Source organism: Natronoarchaeum rubrum, assembly GCF_024494695.1.
In genome coordinates this window covers 51460-68323 of record NZ_JANHDP010000007.1, presented here as the reverse complement: position 1 = coordinate 68323, position 16864 = coordinate 51460, and the positions used below count along the sequence as shown (strand labels likewise).

Genomic DNA, 16864 nt, shown 5'->3' with positions numbered 1-16864 from the left:
TCCCTCGCTCCGTGGAGAAACTACCACGTGGTGGGAGCGTCTGCCGGTCGGACCAGAGCCGGTCGCATCGCCGTTCAGGTGTCCGCCGCGTTCGCGTCGGCCGGCGATCCGTTCGCCCGGACGGCGCGCACGTCGTGCGAGGTGGTAGCGTGAACGTCGCGCTGTTCGCCCTCGGCGTCGCGCTGATCGTCGCCGCCACGGTCGATCTCCTCTGGACCGCGCTGTGGGTCGACGGCGGCGCCGGCCCGATCTCGGCCCGGCTGTCGACGGCGACGTGGCGCGGTCTCAAAGCGGTCGGCAGCGATCACCCTCGCATTCTGAGTCTCGCGGGGCCGCTCATCCTCGTGTTCACGCTGTTCGCGTGGATCGGGCTCCTCTGGGCGGGCTGGACGGTGCTGTTCGGCGCCAGCGAGACGGCGCTACTCAGCACGCGGCACGGAGGATTCCCCAACTGGGTCGGACGCGGTTACTACGTCGCGTACACGATGTTCACCGACGGGAACGGCGATTATTCGCCCCACGGCGAGCTCTGGCAGATCGCGTCCGGGCTGACGACCGCCAGCGGGATGTTGTTCGCGACGCTGGCGGTCTCGTACATCCTCTCGGTGCTCGGCGCCGTCGCCGACAAGCGGTCGTTCGCCAGCAGCGTCCACGGGCTCGGCGAACGAAGCGAGGCGTTCGTCCGGACGGGCTGGGACGGCGACGATCTCGATCGGCTCGACCTGCCGCTGAACGAACTCGCTTCCGACATCGGTCGCCTCGCCGAGCAGCACAAGTCCTACCCGGTCCTCCACTACTACCACAGCGAGGGCGGGACCGACGCCTCGACCGTGGCCGTCGCCGTCTTCGACGACGCGCTGACGCTGCTGCGCTTTGGCGTCCCCGAGGAGCACCGCCCGAACGAGGCGCTCGTTCAGGCCGCCCGATCGAGCACGGACGACTACCTCAAGACGCTCGACGAGGCGTTCATCGACCCCGTCGACCGGACGCCCCGATCGCCCGAACTCGACCGACTCCGCGACGCCGGCGTCCCGACCGTCTCCGACGAGGCGTTCGCGGAGTCGCTCGACGACATCGACGAGCGCCGGCGACGACTGCTCGCGCTGGTCGAGGCCGACGCCTGGTACTGGCCGCCGCTGGACGCCGACTAAGCACCGTGGGCCAACGGTTTTTGCCCGGTTCGACCTTGCTCCACCTATGGGTTCGTCAGCGGGCGATGGGTCGGGAGCGTCGTCCGAGGACTTCTTCGGCGTCCAGCGGAAGTCCCGCAGCCGGGCCGTCCAGTGGGTGCTGATCGACGGCGACCGGCTCGTGCTCACGGCCTGCGGCGCGGTGCTCGTGTACCTGTTTTTGATCGGGCTGCACGCCGCCGACGCGATCTCCTTTACGAACGCCAACTCGGTCACTCGGATGGCCAGCGGGATGATCGCCGGGACGTTCTCGCTGGTCACGCTGGTCGTCTCGGTCAACCAGCTGATCCTCTCCCAGGAGTTCTCGCCCGCCGGCGAGTTCCGCGATCGGTTCTCCGGCGTCCGAACGTTCCGTCAGGACGTCGCGGACATGACCGGCGTACCGGCGACGCCGGCCGAACCGACGCGCATGCTCGAACTGATCGTCGCCGCGATCCAGGACCGCGCCGATACGCTCGCCGACGCGGTCGCCGACCACGAGAACGAGGAGTATCGCTCCCTGGTCACTCGCTACGCGGACAGCGTCGCGGCCGGCGCCGAGCGAGCGGACGAACGTCTCAACCGAGTCGACGTGTCCGCGTACGACGCGCTCTCGGCAGCGGTCGAGTACAAGGAAGGGGTGCAGCTTTACGGCGCCAGACACCTGCAAAACGACGCCGCGGAGCTGTCCGAGCGGGAGGCCGCGGCGTTCGACGAGCTGGTCGAGGCGTTACAGCTGTTCGGCACCGCGCAGGCGCACTTCAAGACGATCTACCTCCAGCGCGAGCTCACCCGGTTCTCGCAGTTGACGGTCTATCTCGGCCTCCCGGCGATCCTGGCCGCCTCGCTCATCCCGCTCATCTACGGCGATCTCGGCGGGTTGGCGATCGACGCCGCCTATCTACCGTACGTGACCTCGCTGCTCGCGACGATCGTCTTCGTCCCGCTGTTGCTGCTCGGGGCCTACATCCTCCGGACTGCGACGCTGACCAGACGAACGGCCGAGATCGGCCCGATGGTGCCCCAGAAAGATCCCGACGAAGGGCCATTCGAGGTCAGCTACGACGGCGAGCGTTCCGACTGACGCGCTCACTCGTCGGCGGCGTCGTCGTCGGCCTCGTCGCCCACCGTACTGTCGGCGCGTTCCGCTCCATCGTCCCGCTCCGCGTCGTCGTCGCGCTCGCCGCCGCCCGCCCCTTCGTCGGCGTCACTCGGCGCCGAATCCGCGTCGACGTCGCCCGCCGACGCCCCGCCTGCGTCCGATTCCGCTTCGGCGTCCGGCTCCGCCTCGGCGACGGCGTCCGGCACTGGTCGCCCGGTGCGCTCTCTCGCGAAGCAATCGAGCGTGATCTTCGCGCCGCCGAGGACGACGGGGCCGACGAACAGCCCCACGGCGCCGAACACGACCAGCCCGCCGAAGATGCCGACGACGACGATCGCCGAGTTGAACGCGCTGGTGCGGCCGATCAGCGCCGGCCGGAGATACGAGTCGGAGAAGGTGACGAGCAGCCCGTAGACCGCCAGCACCGCCCCGCTGGTCGGGCTGCCCGTGACTGCCAGAAACACCGCGGCCGGGATCCAGACGCCGAAGGCGCCGACCAGCGGAAGCAGCGTCAGCACGAACGTGGCGACGGTGAGAAAGACGACCGCGGGGACGCCGAGGACCGCCAGCCCGACGCCGAGCATCACCGCCTGGATCGCGGCGACGGCGACGTTCCCGACGACGGACGCCCACATGAGCTCGTCGAGCCCGGCGCGAAGTTCGTCGAGGATCTCGTCGTCGATCGGCAGGACCCACTGGATCCACGCCACGAGTCCCTCGCCGTCGCGAAGCAGCGCAAAGAGGACGAACAGCGTGACGGTGATTCCGATGAACATGCCCGGCAGCGTCCCGACGAGGCCGAGCGCCCCCATCGTGACCTGCCGGAGCGCCGACGCGATCCGGCCCTGGTTGGACTCGTACAGGTCGACGAGGTCGACGGGGTAGCCGCCCGATTCGATCACGGCTTCGATCGCCGCGACGTCGAGCTGTCCCTGCCTGATCGCGTCGACGAGCTCGATCGATTGCTCGACGGCGATCGAGAGAACGTAGACGAGCGGGAGCAACACGACCAGCAGGGTGGCGATCACCACCGCGATCGCCGCGAACGTCGGGTTGACGTGCCGTTCGAGGCGCTGCTGGACGGGCAGCAGGATGTACGCGAGCACGACGCCGAACAGGACGTACTGGAGGTACGGCAGGAGGACGAACAGCGCGAGGAGACTGCTCAGCAGCGCGAACGCCGTCAGTCCTGGCTGCTCGACGATCCAGTCCGGAGGGTCGGGGCTGTCCGGCATGGACGGAGATGCGTCCGTCCGTCACATTAGTCTAGTGAAACGACGTGTCGGCCGCGGCGCCGACCGGGTTCCAGACACCGTTTTCAGCCCGGAACTCGTACCGACTCGCATGACGAACTGGCGCGCGGCGGTCGTCGGATTTCTCGTGATCACCGTGCTGGGCGCGGTCGGCATCGTCGTGCCCGGCCTCGGACAGCTCACGGCCGGCCTGGTCGGCGGCTTCGTCGCCGGCTACATGGCCGGCGGGAGCCTCTCGTCGGGCGCGTGGCACGGACTGGTCGCCGGAAGCCTCGGCGGCATCGTCGCCGCCGTCGTGCTGTGGTTCGGGCTGACCGTCCTCGGCTTCGTCGGCGGGCCGGTCGGCGCCGCGATCGGGTCGCTGGGCGGGCTGGTGCTCGCACTCGCCGTCATCGCGTTCTCGATGATCGTCGCGCTCGAAAGCGCAGTCGCGGGCGCGATCGGCGCGGCGGTCGCGGGAGACGGCGAGCAGCGGCGCCGATCCGCGACGCGGTGACAGTACGGGGTGCTTTGTCAGCGACGGGTGGGAATCGAGTTCGCGGAGTCGCTGACCACCTGTCGACTCACACTCGGACGATGTTCGTCTCGCTCCCCAAAGACTCGCTCCGCTCGTCTTTCGACGTTCGCGATCACTCCGTGATCGCTCACCGACGCTCGGCCAGCTCGGCTCGCAGATCGGCCAGATCCATGTCCTTCATCGCTAGCAGCACGAGCAGGTGGTAGACGATGTCGGCGCCCTCGTGGGCCAGCTCCTCGCGGTCGTCGTCCTTCGCGGCCAGCACGAGCTCGGTCGTCTCCTCGCCGAGCTTCTCCAGAACGGCGTTCTCGCCTTTCTCGTGGGTGAACAGCGACGCCGTGTACGAATCCTCGGGGAGCGTCTCCTTGCGGTCCTCGATGACGGCGAACAGCTCGTCGAGCACGTCAGCGCCGGGGTCGGCGGCATCGACGCCAGCCTCGTCGGCGGCGTCAGCGGTCGAACCAGCGGCGGCGTCTTCGCCGGTGTCGTCGGTCATGTCCGAACCGACGCGTCGACCGATAAAAAGGCGGCCGGTCTCGGTTCAGGCCAGCTCCGCGACGTCCTGAATCTCGTCGAGGTCGGCGAACTCGGCGGCGGGCTGGGCGCCGTCCGCGAACACCGACGGATCGACTTCGATGTCCGCGTTCGTTCGGGCAGCCAGCGCCAGCGAGTCGCTCGGGCGGGCGTCGATCACGGTCTCGCCGCGGGGCGTGTCGACGTGGAGGTCGGCGATGTACGTGCCGTCCTCGACGTCGTCGACGACGATCCGGGTGACCCGTCCGCCGAGCTCCTCGACCACGTCCAGCAGGAGGTCGTGGGTCAGCGGCCGGCCGATGTCCTCGGCGTCGACGCCGCGGGCGATGCTCGCGGCCTCCTCGAACCCGATGAAGATCGGCAGAACGTCGCTCTCCGCTTCGACCGCGAGGACGACGACGGCGACCGGCCCCTGCTCGGTGCCGGCGACCCGGACGGCGTCGATGGTCGCGTTCATACCTACAGCGAGGACCCCCAGGGAGAAAAGTCCACGCTCCCGGGGAATCCTCGGCGACGCGGCGTCTGGCTGCGGCGTCGGGCTCCTACCGCGTCGTGGTGGCGTCCGTCTCCGGCGTCGCGGCGGGCGCCTCGAACAGCGCGAGCCGGTGGAGTCGATCGTCGGGGACCAGTTCGGGGTGAAAGGAGAGCCCGACGACCGGGCCGTCCCGCACCGCGACCGGCCGGCCTTCGACGGACGCCAGCACCTCGACATCGTCGCCGACCTCGGCGATGGCGGGCGCCCGGATGAACACCGCCGGGAACGGCTCGTCGAGCCCCTCGACAGAGAGCGGCGCCTCGAAGCTGTCCTTCTGGCGGCCGAAGGCGTTGCGCTCGACGGCGGCGTCGAGCACGTCCAGCGTCGCCACGCGGTCGTCCCGCGCATCGGCCGACGCGACGATCAGCCCCGCGCAGGTCGCCAGCACGGGCTTGCCGGCCGCGACGTGGGCGCTGATCTCCTCGTCGATCCCCTCCCGCGCGAGCAGCCGGGAGATCGTCGTCGACTCGCCGCCGGGCAGCACCAGGAGATCGCAGTCGGGCACGACGCCCGCTTCCCGGACTTCGCGGACCTCGACCGACTCGCCGGCCGCGGCCGCCGTGCGCTCGATCGCCCCAGCGTGCTCGCTGACGTCGCCCTGAACGGCGACGACGCCTGCAGTGCGTGTCATCTACCCGTCGTAGGGATCCGGCGCGCAAAAACCCCGCGCCGTCGGGCATCGTCTCGTCGGCCGCCACGCGGGCGCTCGGCGATGCCGCTGGTCGATCGGGCGCACGAAAGAACTCGGTCGGTGACTGTGAGCGCAGGCGTCTCCGGGGCCGCTCCCCGAGCGCCTCAGATCGTGATGCCGTAGAGGACGACCGACAGAGCCTGCACCGCGATGCCCAGCAGGATCGCGAAGACGAAGACGGACTTGGGATCCATCTTGATCGCGTTTCGATCCTCGTTGTCGAAGTACCGGACCAGTCCCGCACTGGACATCAGGCCGCCGGAGTTTTGACCGCTGCTCATGATCGTCCCTCCGGTACCCGAGGCACTAAACCTTTCGACCGGGGCGGCCACCGCAGAGCGATCGCGCCAGCGCTTTCGGACCGACCGATGGGGCCGTTCTCGGCGGTTTCGCACGCGACGTGCCAGAGTGGGAAACCCTTATGCGCGACCGACGGGAAAAGCAGTTGATAGCAGCATGACTGTAACGCTGAAGGACTTCTACGCTGACTGGTGCGGGCCGTGCAAGACGCAGGATCCGATCCTCGAGGAGATCGAGGACGACCGCGGGGACAGCTTCGAGGTCGAGAAGATCAACGTCGACGAGGAACAAGACGTCGCCAACGAGTACCAGGTACGCTCGCTGCCGACGCTGATCGTCGAGAACGACGACGGCATCGTCGAGCGCTTCGTCGGCGTCACGCAGCGCGACGACATCGAGAGCGCGCTCGATCAGGCCGGCGCCTGAATCGGACGACGGAGCTTCGATTTTCTCCGGCCGTCACGTCGTCAGCGGCCGCGCCGTCGATCGACGCCGTAGCGCGGCGTCGCGACGCCGCTCAGTGGAACTTGACGCCGACGTCGTGCATCCCGTCGTTGTAGCGGGCGATGTTGATGACCAGCGGCGTCACGCTCTCGACCTCGGCGGCGTTCTCGATCGGTCCGGCGTCTAACGCGCGGATGCCGTCGATCGCCTCCGCGAGCGCGGCGACGGTCTCCTTGGCGTCGGCGTCGTCGCCGACGACCAGCGTGTCGATGTCGAACTCCACGTCGAGATTCGCCAGTCGATCCGCCGAGAGGTTGTGGAACGCGCCGATCACCGGCACGTCCTCGGGGGCGGCCTCGGCGGCGACCGCGGTGACGCTGCCGGCGCCGGGTTTGTGGTAGTGGAGGCCGCCCTCGTCGCTTTTCATGCCGACGGCCGGCGAGACGAGGATCGTCTCGTCGTCGAGCCGATCGGCGATCGAGTCGACCGTGTCGGAGACGTGGTACGGCGGCACCGCCAGCACGACCACGTCCGCGCGGTCGGCCGCCATCGCGTTCTCGAACCCGTTGATCCCCGTCTCGACGCCGCGGCTGTCGAGTTCCGTCTCGTACTCCTCGGCCTTGGTCCGTGCCTTCTCGGGGTCCCGCGACCCGATGATGATCTCGTGGTTCGTGTCGTAGGCCCACCGCAGCGCGAGCCCCTGACCGATGTCGCCGGTGCCGCCGAGTAGCGCGATTCGCATACTCGTGAGTTGGCCGAGCGCACAAAAAGGGTTGCGTGACCGGCAACGGCGGTCCCGCTCCGGACCGCCGCCGCTACTCCGGCACCTCGATCCAGCTCGCGCGCTCGAAGTACCACAGCTGCGCGCCGACCGCCGCCGCGGGCGCCGCTGCGAGCGCCCACTGGGGGAGCCGGTCGGGTGCGAGAACGTAGGCCGTCGTCAGGACGACGACCATCGTGCCGATCCGGAGAACGAACTGGCCGCCCTGTCCCAGTTCGATCGGCGTCCCGTCTGGATTCTCGAACCGGACGAACGCGAGCCACCAGCAGGCGGGCGCAGCGGCGAGCTGTATCGCCGCGGCGGCGTACGCCCAGTGAGCCACATCGAGAATGCGGGCGGCGGCTACGCCAAACGGCACCGAGGCCGCGACGGCGACACAGAGCGCGGCGACGAATCGCCGGTCGCGAGGATCCCGTATCATCAGTCGGCGTACTCGGGGTCGCCCCCGGGGAGTCGCTCGGCGACCCACGCGAACGCCCGCGTCGACAGCGGCGCGACGACGACCACGAGGACGACGAACCGAAGCCAGCCCGGAACGGCGTCGGGGACCAGCCTGCTCGCCGCGTACAGCCCCGCGGCACCGACCGCACCGAACAGCACCGCGTTCCCGAGATCGGAGAGGTCCATCGGCGCGACGTCGTAGCGCTCGAAGCCGCCGTAGGTCAGTTTCCACGCGACCGGCACCAGCGCGATCCAGACGCCGACCGCGCCGAGCGCCCAGCGATCGACGCCTGCGTGCTCCTGAGCGAGCGCGGCGACGAGGACGGCCACCATCGCAGCGAAGCCAAGCGTCGCGACGAACTGGCGGTCGCGCGGATCCAGCATATTTCGGGCTACGCTTCAGCCCGACAAAACTGTTGTTACTCCAACCACTCCGGCAACGCGTTCACGGACTCCAGCACCGCGGCGGCCCCGGCGTCCTCGTACTTCCGACGGCCGTCGTCACCCGTGAGCCCGCCGGTCAGGACGCCGACGCCGCGATACTCGCGGTCGGGGTCGGCCTCGGCGGCGTTGACCGCGGTCCGGACGTCGTCGAGCGTGTCGCCGACGAACGCGACCGACCGGGCGTCGACCCGATCGGCCAGCGTCGTCAGCGCCTTCGGATGGGGTTTGCCCTCCTCCCAGTCGTCCATCGTGAAGCGGCGGTCTTCGGGAACGTCGAGGCCCGCGCGGTCGAGCGCGATCTCGGCCTCCGCGGCGGGGCGGCCGGTGACGACGCCGACGTCGTACTTCGCGACCAGCTTCTCCCGCGTCGCGTCGTCGAGCAACACCGGCTCGTCGTGGATGTATCCCCGCGTCTCGGAGTCGGGCTCGCCGCCTTCGAGTTCGCGATACAGCTCGCTTCCCAGGTAGAGTTGCTGAAACACGTCACGGAGGCGCTCGGGGTCCCAGCGCCCCTCGACGTGGGCCCAGGCGTCGGCGTCGAGCCGCTCGCGCGCTTCGGCTTCAGCGGCGTCGAGGCCGCCGCCGCGCTCGGCGATCGCGTCGGTGAACGCCGCGAGGTCGCCGTCGTACCCCTCGCGGTCGGCCAGCACGTACAGCGCCGCGGCGTACGTGAGCTCCCAGTCGTTGTTGAACCCGCCGGCGTCCTTGAACCGCTGGATATCGGCTCTGGAGATCGTCTCACCGTACACCGCCGCGACCGACTCGACGATCGCCCGCCGGTAGGAGTCCGCAACGTCGACCAGCACGCCGTCGATGTCGAGCACGACCGCGTCCGCATCGGGGCCGCCGTTCGGGTCGTCGTTCATGTCGGGCGGGACGCGCGGCGGGGGTAAGGACGTGTCGGATTGATCGCTTTCGGGCGGGCATTCTAGATTCAGAGGACTCGACGGCGCGCGCCACCGCAACCGCACGGCCCGGTGCGCCTCCGTGGCGCACCGACGGGGGAGGGCCGGGCCGCGCGTGGTCGCAACGCGACCCTCGCAAGCGGTTGCGGTTTCCTGATGTCCTGCCGAGCGAAGCGAGTCTTCCGGTGGACTGAAACGGCGTCCTCGCGAGCGGGCCGCGGGCTTTCGAGATGACGGCAACCACTCCAGTCAGCGCACTTCCAAGAACCAAACCAGATCCCATCCCGACCACGCCCAAACGAGCCCCACGATCCTCGTGAACCAATCGCCCGCAAGCATCCGATACCCCTCCCGGCCACGGCGGGATATTTATGCTCGGCGCGATATTATACGGTCGCATGCTCGTTGACATCGTGCCGGTGGGGGACCTGCCCGCGGAGGTCAAGCGGAAGGCGTCCGCCGGCCTCCGGACGGTGTACGACTGTGAGGTCACCGTCCACGACTCCCAGCCGATCCCCAGCGGCGCGTTCGATGCCAACCGGAACCAGTACCGCGCCGAGGACTTCATCGAGCTGGCCAGCCGCGTCGGGGCGGGCGAGAAGAACATCGCGGTCACGGCCAAGGACCTGTTCTACCGCAAGCGCAACTACGTGTTCGGGCTCGCCTACCTCGACGGCAACGGGAGCGTCGTCTCGACGTATCGCCTGCAGACCTCCAGCGACGGCGGCTTCTCCGAGCGCGACGCCGACGAGATCTTCGGCGATCGGGTCCGCAAGGAGATCGTCCACGAGATCGGCCACACGCTCGGGCTCGAACACTGCGACAACAACCGCTGCGTGATGAACTTCTCGCCGACGGTGCGGGAGGTCGACGTCAAAGAGGAGAATCTCTGTGGCAGCTGCCAGCGGCAGGTGCTCTAGTCGTCGACGGCGTCGGCCATCCGAGCGGAGTAGTCCCAGCTGAACGCCCGCCGCGGCTCGATCGCGATCCGCACCTCCTCGCGGTCCTCGTCGAGCAACCGATCCGCGAGCGACGAGTCCGTCCCGCCGAGATACCGTTCCAGTAGCGTCGTCAGGAGTTCCTTGCCGCCGTCGTCTTCGACTCGCGCGACGCCGTTGCCGCGTACGCCGCGGTACGGCGGCTCGTTGGTCGACACCTCGAAGGCGATCTCGTCGTCGGCGCGCAGGTACTCGACCACGTCGGCGTCGGCCGCGGTCGCACACCACAGCCGGCCGTCGCGATACTCGAACCACAGCGAGAGCATCCAGAGCCGGCCGGCGGGCGTGTGGCACGACAGGCGGACGGGGACCGCGGTCTCGCGCAGGAACGACGCGACGCGCTCGCGCGACCAGGTGCCGGTGCAGGCGAACTCGTTGCGCTGGGACACTGTGATCGTCTCAGTCGAGGGGCGCCAGGATCTTGTAGCTTCGCGAGACGCCCCGGGCCGTCCCGCGTCCGCCGCCTCGGCGTCCGGCCGTCACGTACCCGCCGGCTTTAGGGCGTCGGGCCGAGACTGCCGACCCGTGACAGCGCTCCGACTCCTCACTTACAACGTGCGCTACGACACGCCCGAGGACGGCGACCGCGCCTGGGACCACCGCCGGGACGCCGTCGCGGACGTGGTGCGATCGTACGACCCTGACATCGTCGGATTTCAGGAACCACTGGCCCACCAGCTGGCCGACCTGCGCGAGCGCCTCCCCCAGTACCGGATCGTCGGCCGGGGCCGGGCCGCGTCGCCCGACGAGGGCGAGCACGTTCCGGTCGGCGTCCGAACCGATCGGTTCGAGATCGTCGACCGGGAGACGGTCTGGCTCTCGCCGACGCCAGACGAGCCCGGCAGCGTCGGCTGGGACGCCGACCTCCCTCGGATCGCCACCTGCGTTCGGCTGCGCGGCGAGCGCGCGGACGCCGCGCTCGTCCACTGCAACGTCCACCTCGACCACCGGGGCGAGCGCGCCCGACTGGAAAGCGCGGCCCTCCTCCGGCGTCGCCTCGAATCGTTCGCCGACGGCGATCCCGTGATCCTGTCGGGCGATTTCAACTGCGAGGCCGACGCCCCGCCGATCCGCCGACTCGTCGACGCCGACGCTCCCGGAGTGCAGTTCAGCGACGCTCGCGCCGTCGCGGCCGAACCGGTCGCTGGTCCCGGGACGACCCGGAACGACTACGACTCGCTCCTCGACGGGCTGGAGATCGATCACGTCCTCGTCACGTCAGACGTCGGCGTCGAACGCGTCGAGACCTGTGCCGACCGCGACGATGGCGGCCGATTTCCCTCGGACCACCTGCCCGTCGTCGCGGAGCTGACGCTACCCGAGTGACCGCTGTCCGCGAAAACCCCGAAATCTCGCGCTACCAGTCCTTGCAGTCCGCACAGACGAACGTTCCGTCGTCCCGCCAGCGCCGCCGCGTCGGCTCGCCGCAGTCGGCGCAGGCGACGCCGTCGTCGCTCCACTCGTAGGTGACGGTCGCAGCGGCGTCGACGCCGTCGCTCGCTGCTGTCGGATCTTCGTTCGCCTGACTGTCGGCGTCCGGCTCGCCGCCGCTGGACGCCGCTTCGTCGTCGGCATCGCTCTCTCCCTCGAAGAAGTCGGCCAGCGAGCTGTCGTCGGGCACGCTATCGGGGTTGGACGCGCACCTACAAGTCCGTTTCGCGAGCGCTCGTCGGGATTGTGCTCCCCGATCAGGCGGCCACCGCGTACGTCTCGCCCTCGTGTTCGATCAGGTCGCGGCGCTGGAGCGTATCGAGGATGCTAAACAGCGTGATCTTCTTCAGATCGAGCGTCTCCTGCAGGTCCGCCAGGGCGGCGTCCTCAGCGACCGACAGGTAGAGGTACACCAATTTTGCTCTGGGGGAGTCGAGTTCGTCAGGAAGCGCGTCGACCGTAGTCTCCGAACGGGTGTCGCCAACGCTCATTCGTACGCGTAGCTTCAGGAACGTCGTATAAGAAACTATGTTGAACGGAATTTGTATTCATCAGTTTCGCAGTATGTGATAAAATGCATTGGCCGATGGTACCAAGCCGAAAACTGCGGTGCGCCGACGCCACGTCTACGATGCGATCCCGTCGAGAGGCAATCGTCGAGATAGTAAATGATCTTCGGTCCGTGGCAACTTCGGTTTCGTTTTCGGTGTCCGTCGCGGCGCTAGGGTTCGGACTCTAAGCAGTGTCCAGCAGCGACTGGACGAACTCCTCGTACCCCTCGGGGATCTGGTCCCGAATCGCCGACGGGGCGGTTTCGCCATCGACGTTGACCGCGTACGTGCGGCCGGCAACGTCGCCGTACACGCCGTGAAAATCGTAGACGAACCCGTAGACCGAGATGTCGTCGGGCAGGTCGGCGTGGTCGAGCAGGAACGAGACCTGGCGCTCGACGTTGTACTCGACGAGCTGGTCGATCACCGCGGCGGGCTCGGCGTCGGCGTCGATCCGGTCGCTCCCGAGGCCGTCCTCGACGATGGGGAGCAGTTGTTCGACGCGCTTGCGGACGCCGGGCTGGTCGACTTCCTCCCCCTCGCTTGCCCACCGGTAGGCGGCCGTCACGGCGCCACAGCGGGTGTGTCCGACGACGGCGACGACTTTCGTTCCGGTGTAGTGAATCGGGAACATCAGGTTCCCGTCGACGACGGCTTCGCCCTCGTACTCGTCGCCGGTCTGGTTGCCGATGTTGCTCGACGTGAAGAGATACCCCGGCTCGCGGACGTCGAACATACCTCCCTGCGAGACTCGCGAGTCCGAACAGCACACGGAGACGATCACCGGCTCCTGTCTGGTCTGCACGGCGTCGAAGTGACCGGCCGGCAGCGAATCGGTGTGATCGCGGTTGCGATCCAACAGCTCCCGAACGATCTGATGCACCATGTTCGTACATACCACATCCACGGGATAAATCACCCGTCCCGAGACGCTGCCGTCCCCCAGGCATTTCCCCGACTCCGTCGTCATCGACACGCGATGGCGAAACTCGATCTCCGATCGGAGCGCGCCGACGCGACGCCCGACCGATCGACGACGCTGGCCGACGACGTCGTGCAGGGCGCGATCGGCGGCGCGTTCGCGACGGTCGTGCTGACGGCCTACCGACTGCCCGTCGCTCGCTCGCTGCCCCCGACCGCGGCGTTCTGGGAACGCTACGCGGGCGACGGTGACGCCGAAGATTACCCCGGGATCGGTTTGGTGTTGCACCTACTCTACGGCGCCGGCGGCGGCGCCGTCTTCGGGGCAATCTACCGCGCGTTCGGCGTCGCCGAGTTGCCGGAGCACGGCCGCGAGACCGCCGGAATGGTCCTCGCGACGGCGTACGGGCTCGCGCTGTCGGCGTTCGGCAGCCGGATCGTCCTCGGGCGACTGCTGAAGATGGATCTCGATCCCGACGAGTCGCTCGTGTTCCACGTCGGTCACCTCGTGTACGCGCTCGCGCTCGGGACCTGGGTGGGGTCCCGGGTCGGCGAGCGCGAGTAGGCGTCTGCGGCGTCGTGCGCGTCAGCGCGCGGCGCTGTGGCTGGTGGACGACGATTCGTCTCGACAGAACGCTGCGCGGCGCCGCCGCTACGAAGTGGTGATGATAGTAGGAAGTTTACTCGGCGTTTACAGCCGGGTGAGGTTCGTCGCGCGCGGGCCCTTGTCGGCCTCTTCGATGTCGAACTCCACTTCCTGTCCCTCCTCGAGGTCCGGACCGCCGACGTCCTCCATGTGGAAGAAAACGTCCTCGTCCGCGTCCTCAGTATCGATGAAACCGTAACCGCCCGTGTCGTTGAAGAAGTCAACCGTTCCAGTTGCCATTGCTTTTCGAGAAAGCGCCACCACACGGATAACCTTTCCGGAGTCGATCCGCGCGTGTCAGCCGTTCGCGCGCCCGCTACCGTCGGATGGATCGGTACGCGACGATGGCGAACAGGTACGAGCACGTAAACAGTCCGAAGCCGACGCCGAACCCGACGAGTTCGCGCCTGTTCGGGTCGATCGCGCCGCTGGCGATCCCGGCGGCGACGCCGCAGACGAACACCGCGGCGGCGAAGGCGCCGACGCCGACGTAGAACGCCGCGTCGGACTCGACGAACCGTGGCACGAGCGTAGATTCGCGGAGATACGTCAAAACGCTGTCGTCGGTCGAGGGTGCTCGGATTTGAACTCGATGCGAGACTCGCTCCACTCGTCTCGCGTAGTTCAAATCCGACCGCTCGTAAGATTGCTGCTGCTCTCGGAGTTGCTCGCAGCAGCAATATGGGACCGCTCGGATTTGAACCGAGGTGGCGAGCACCCAAGGCTCGAAGGATACCAAGCTACCCCACGGTCCCGTACCCACACTTCGCCCGAGTGCGGGTAAAGCGTTTCGCTCCCCGCGAAGGCGTGCGAACGCTTAACATCGGCGACGAGAAACGTCGGTTCGATGCCGATCTCGAACTCGCCGAAGCACGTCGATTTCGACGGTCGGAAATCGCCCGAGGGCGATTTCCGAGCACATCAAAACTCGTAGAGTTTTGAGGACGCGGAGGCGGCAATCTCTGCAGCCCGCGAGGCGACCGACGATCGAGTCCTCGTCGGCGCCGAGTACACCGTCGACGAGTACCAGATACTGTACGCCCGCGACGATGTCCTCGAGGAGTACGGCGGTCAGGACGGCATCGAAGCTGTCGGCGACCGCCTCCACGCGTACATGCACGTCGACTTCACCGAGCGCGAACTGTACAACGACCTCTACCCCCACGCGACCGACACCAGGGCGTTTACCACGCACACCGATTACTCGACGGTCGTTCGCGTTCTTGATGGCACGCAAGGGCTCTACGTCTCTCTCGAATCGGGCGTCGCCATCGCTCCGCTCATCGATGACCTCTCGGCAATCATCCGCGACTAGAGCCAGAAGAACCAGATACCGACCGTCGTGACGATCGCCAGGAGCAACTGGAGCGGGCCGCCGACGCGCACGTAGTCCGAGAAGCGATAGCCGCCGGGCCCGTAGACGAACAGGTTCGTCTGGTAGCCCACGGGCGTCATGAACGCCGTGCTCGCGGCGAAGGTGACCGCGAGCACGAACGCGAACGGGTCGGCGCCGATGCGCGTCGCCGCCTCGACGGCCACCGGGATCATCAACACGACGCTGGCGTTGTTGCTGACCACGTTCGTCAACAGTGCCGTGACGACGTAGAATAGCGCGAGCACGCCGATCGGCGGCAGCAGCTCTGCGCTGGCGACGACGCCGTCGGCGATCAGGTTCGCCGTCCCCGTCTGCTCCATCGCGATTCCGAGCGGGATCACGCCCGCGAGCAGGAAGATCACATCCCACTGGACCGCGTCGTACAGCTCGGGCGGCTTCAGGCAGCCGGTGACGACCATCGCGAGCGCGCCCGTCAGCGCCGAGACGACGATCGGCATCACGTCGAGCGCCGCCAGCGCGACGACACCGATCACGATCCCGACGGCGATCGGTACCTTCTCGCGGCGGTACTGGGCGCGCTCGACGCGCTGGGCGACGATGAAATCCCGGTTCCGGTTCAGCCGGCCGAGGCTGTCCTCGGTCGCCTGGACCAGCAGCGTGTCGCCGACGCGCAGCGACACTCGATCGAGCCGCGAGCGCATCAGCTCGGGACCGCGGCGCAGCGCGAGCACGGTCGCGTCGTAGCGCTCGCGGAACCGGCTCGTCGCCAGCGTCTCGCCGATCAGCGACGATCGGGGCGCGACGACGACCTCCACGAGCCCCTGGTTCTGCTCGGTCGTCGCCAGTTCGGCGTCCGAAACCTCGATCTCGGGTAGCAGGTCCAGTCCCTCGCCCTCGCTGACGTCGATCAGCGACTCGCGGTCGGTCCGGACGACGAACACGTCGCCGCCGCGGATCATCTTCTGACCCAGCGGCTCGCCGAACGTTCGGTTCTCACGGATCAACTGGACGACGTCGATGTCCTGCTCCATCGACGCCAGCGCCTCGCGGACCGTCTGTCCGACCAGCGGCGACTCCTCGCGCACGACGACCTCGGTGAGATACTCCGAGAGTTCGAAGTCGCTGGTGAGGTCTTCCTCGGCCTTGATGCGTTCGGGCGTGAGCCACCAGCCCACCGTGAACAGGTAGGCGGTGCCGACCAAGGCGACGATCACGCCGAGCTGGGTGAACTCGAACATCGAGAACGGCTCGCCGATCAGCCGCGCCGAGAGATCCGACGCGAGGATGTTCGTCGACGTGCCGATCAGCGTCAGCGTGCCGCCGAACATCGAGGCGTACGAGAGCGGCAAGAGGAGTTTCGAGGGCGAGGTGCCCCCCTTCTTCGCCAGATCGGACACCATCGGCATCAGGATCGCGACCGCGGCGGTGTTGTTGATAAAGCCCGAAATCGGGCCGACGATGCCGATCGTCGCGCCGAGCTGTCGGCGCTCGCTGTTCCCCGTAAACGCCGAGACGCGCTCGCCGAGCGTCTCGACGATCCCGGTGCGCTCGACGCCGGCGCTCAGGACGAACATCGCCAGCACCGTCACCGTCGCGACGCTTGCGAACCCGGAGATCCCCTCCTCAGGCGATACGAGCGCGAACGAGTCTGCAAGCAGGCCGACGCTCGCGGCCGCCTCCGTGAGCGGCTCGGCGAGCAGCAGCGACACCATGATGCCGATCGCCGTCACGTCGACGGGCGCGGCCTCCGTGGCGAAGAGTATCAGCGCGGCCAGCACGATCGCCAGCACGGCGAGGATCTCCGGTGAGACTGGCACACCCTGTCGCTGGAGGTGATCGCAGAAAAGTGTGCGGACTTCGAGCTG

The 16864-nt window shown here is 68.1% G+C and carries 24 protein-coding genes and 1 tRNA gene; 8 read left to right on the top strand and 17 right to left on the bottom strand.

Annotation, left to right across the window (positions count from 1 at the left end):
• Window positions 1-149 precede the first annotated feature (149 nt).
• Together NO931_RS17125 and NO931_RS17120 are read left to right on the top strand one after the other, a co-directional pair.
• A complete protein-coding gene (locus tag NO931_RS17125) occupies window positions 150-1151 on the top strand; it encodes a two pore domain potassium channel family protein (protein WP_256393579.1) in 1002 nt (333 codons plus the stop codon).
• Window positions 1152-1197: 46 nt separating this feature from the next.
• A complete protein-coding gene (locus tag NO931_RS17120; RefSeq protein WP_256393578.1) occupies window positions 1198-2253 on the top strand; it encodes a DUF7972 family membrane protein in 1056 nt (351 codons plus the stop codon).
• Window positions 2254-2258: 5 nt separating this feature from the next.
• On the opposite strand, the gene NO931_RS17115 is transcribed toward NO931_RS17120, so the two are convergent.
• Entirely contained in the window at window positions 2259-3506 is a 1248-nt protein-coding gene (locus tag NO931_RS17115) for an AI-2E family transporter (protein ID WP_256393577.1), read from the bottom strand.
• A 109-nt stretch (window positions 3507-3615) separates the two neighbouring features.
• On the opposite strand from NO931_RS17115, the gene NO931_RS17110 reads away from it, so the two are divergent.
• A complete protein-coding gene (locus NO931_RS17110) occupies window positions 3616-4020 on the top strand; it encodes a DUF5518 domain-containing protein (protein WP_256393576.1) in 405 nt (134 codons plus the stop codon).
• A gap of 148 nt (window positions 4021-4168) precedes the next feature.
• Here the strand turns inward: NO931_RS17110 and hisE are convergent, their stop codons facing one another.
• The 4 genes from hisE to NO931_RS17090 all read right to left on the bottom strand — a co-directional run bounded on the left by hisE (window position 4169) and on the right by NO931_RS17090 (window position 6082).
• The gene (hisE, locus tag NO931_RS17105; protein ID WP_375142081.1) at window positions 4169-4537 is read right to left on the bottom strand and encodes a phosphoribosyl-ATP diphosphatase; all 369 of its coding nucleotides are present in this window, start codon (window positions 4535-4537) and stop codon (window positions 4169-4171) included.
• Between the two features lie 45 nt (window positions 4538-4582).
• Window positions 4583-5032: a bifunctional nuclease family protein gene (locus NO931_RS17100; RefSeq protein ID WP_256393575.1), complete on the bottom strand. Its 450-nt coding sequence runs from the start codon at window positions 5030-5032 to the stop codon at window positions 4583-4585.
• A gap of 85 nt (window positions 5033-5117) precedes the next feature.
• A complete protein-coding gene (pdxT, locus tag NO931_RS17095) occupies window positions 5118-5741 on the bottom strand; it encodes a pyridoxal 5'-phosphate synthase glutaminase subunit PdxT (RefSeq protein WP_256393574.1) in 624 nt (207 codons plus the stop codon).
• Window positions 5742-5905: 164 nt separating this feature from the next.
• Window positions 5906-6082 carry a preprotein translocase subunit Sec61beta gene (locus tag NO931_RS17090; protein ID WP_256393573.1) on the bottom strand — a complete coding sequence of 59 codons (177 nt, stop codon included), beginning with the start codon at window positions 6080-6082 and terminating at the stop codon, window positions 5906-5908.
• Here NO931_RS17090 and NO931_RS17085 point away from each other — a divergent pair.
• On the top strand, window positions 6081-6527 hold the full coding sequence (locus tag NO931_RS17085; RefSeq protein WP_256393572.1) for a thioredoxin family protein: 447 nt from the start codon (window positions 6081-6083) through the stop codon (window positions 6525-6527). The genes NO931_RS17090 and NO931_RS17085 overlap by 2 nt on opposite strands.
• Window positions 6528-6618: 91 nt before the next feature.
• On the opposite strand, the gene npdG is transcribed toward NO931_RS17085, so the two are convergent.
• The 4 genes from npdG to NO931_RS17065 all read right to left on the bottom strand — a co-directional run bounded on the left by npdG (window position 6619) and on the right by NO931_RS17065 (window position 9077).
• A complete protein-coding gene (gene npdG, locus NO931_RS17080) occupies window positions 6619-7287 on the bottom strand; it encodes an NADPH-dependent F420 reductase (protein ID WP_256393571.1) in 669 nt (222 codons plus the stop codon).
• Between the two features lie 73 nt (window positions 7288-7360).
• On the bottom strand, window positions 7361-7747 hold the full coding sequence (locus NO931_RS17075; protein WP_256393570.1) for a hypothetical protein: 387 nt from the start codon (window positions 7745-7747) through the stop codon (window positions 7361-7363).
• Window positions 7747-8151, bottom strand: coding sequence for a hypothetical protein (locus NO931_RS17070; protein ID WP_256393569.1), 405 nt, complete (start codon window positions 8149-8151; stop codon window positions 7747-7749). The genes NO931_RS17075 and NO931_RS17070 overlap by 1 nt, the downstream gene beginning before the upstream one ends.
• A gap of 35 nt (window positions 8152-8186) precedes the next feature.
• The gene (locus NO931_RS17065) at window positions 8187-9077 is read right to left on the bottom strand and encodes a TIGR01548 family HAD-type hydrolase (RefSeq protein WP_256393568.1); all 891 of its coding nucleotides are present in this window, start codon (window positions 9075-9077) and stop codon (window positions 8187-8189) included.
• Window positions 9078-9514: 437 nt separating this feature from the next.
• On the opposite strand from NO931_RS17065, the gene NO931_RS17060 reads away from it, so the two are divergent.
• Complete coding sequence (locus tag NO931_RS17060; RefSeq protein WP_256393567.1) at window positions 9515-10036, top strand: archaemetzincin family Zn-dependent metalloprotease; 522 nt, start codon at window positions 9515-9517, stop codon at window positions 10034-10036.
• Here NO931_RS17060 and NO931_RS17055 read toward each other — a convergent pair.
• Window positions 10033-10503, bottom strand: coding sequence for a pyridoxamine 5'-phosphate oxidase family protein (locus tag NO931_RS17055; RefSeq protein WP_256393566.1), 471 nt, complete (start codon window positions 10501-10503; stop codon window positions 10033-10035). The two genes, NO931_RS17060 and NO931_RS17055, sit on opposite strands and share 4 nt — an antisense overlap.
• 136 nt (window positions 10504-10639) lie before the next feature.
• On the opposite strand from NO931_RS17055, the gene NO931_RS17050 reads away from it, so the two are divergent.
• Complete coding sequence (locus tag NO931_RS17050; protein ID WP_256393565.1) at window positions 10640-11440, top strand: endonuclease/exonuclease/phosphatase family protein; 801 nt, start codon at window positions 10640-10642, stop codon at window positions 11438-11440.
• A 31-nt stretch (window positions 11441-11471) separates the two neighbouring features.
• Here NO931_RS17050 and NO931_RS17045 read toward each other — a convergent pair whose 3' ends face one another.
• From NO931_RS17045 to NO931_RS17035, 3 genes are all read right to left on the bottom strand, one after another.
• Window positions 11472-11735 (bottom strand): DUF7573 domain-containing protein, encoded by a 264-nt coding sequence (locus NO931_RS17045; protein ID WP_256393564.1) that lies wholly within the window; start codon window positions 11733-11735, stop codon window positions 11472-11474.
• Between the two features lie 67 nt (window positions 11736-11802).
• Window positions 11803-12036 carry a TrmB family transcriptional regulator gene (locus NO931_RS17040; protein ID WP_256393563.1) on the bottom strand — a complete coding sequence of 78 codons (234 nt, stop codon included), beginning with the start codon at window positions 12034-12036 and terminating at the stop codon, window positions 11803-11805.
• 244 nt (window positions 12037-12280) lie between these two features.
• A complete protein-coding gene (locus NO931_RS17035; protein ID WP_256393562.1) occupies window positions 12281-12982 on the bottom strand; it encodes a carbonic anhydrase in 702 nt (233 codons plus the stop codon).
• A gap of 93 nt (window positions 12983-13075) precedes the next feature.
• Between NO931_RS17035 and NO931_RS17030 the strand changes: the two genes are divergently transcribed.
• Window positions 13076-13582, top strand: a complete 507-nt coding sequence (locus NO931_RS17030; protein WP_256393561.1) for a hypothetical protein — start codon at window positions 13076-13078, stop codon at window positions 13580-13582.
• 126 nt (window positions 13583-13708) lie between these two features.
• On the opposite strand, the gene NO931_RS17025 is transcribed toward NO931_RS17030, so the two are convergent.
• From NO931_RS17025 to NO931_RS17015, 3 genes are all read right to left on the bottom strand, one after another.
• Window positions 13709-13903 (bottom strand): cold-shock protein, encoded by a 195-nt coding sequence (locus tag NO931_RS17025; RefSeq protein ID WP_015408520.1) that lies wholly within the window; start codon window positions 13901-13903, stop codon window positions 13709-13711.
• Window positions 13904-13979: 76 nt separating this feature from the next.
• Window positions 13980-14189: a hypothetical protein gene (locus tag NO931_RS17020; protein WP_256393560.1), complete on the bottom strand. Its 210-nt coding sequence runs from the start codon at window positions 14187-14189 to the stop codon at window positions 13980-13982.
• Between the two features lie 156 nt (window positions 14190-14345).
• A tRNA-Pro gene (locus NO931_RS17015) sits at window positions 14346-14418 on the bottom strand.
• A gap of 203 nt (window positions 14419-14621) precedes the next feature.
• Here NO931_RS17015 and NO931_RS20995 point away from each other — a divergent pair.
• Entirely contained in the window at window positions 14622-14978 is a 357-nt protein-coding gene (locus NO931_RS20995; RefSeq protein ID WP_510629986.1) for a DUF7522 family protein, read from the top strand.
• Here NO931_RS20995 and NO931_RS17005 read toward each other — a convergent pair.
• Entirely contained in the window at window positions 14975-16798 is a 1824-nt protein-coding gene (locus tag NO931_RS17005) for an SLC13 family permease (RefSeq protein WP_256393759.1), read from the bottom strand. The genes NO931_RS20995 and NO931_RS17005 overlap by 4 nt on opposite strands.
• Window positions 16799-16864 lie beyond the last annotated feature (66 nt).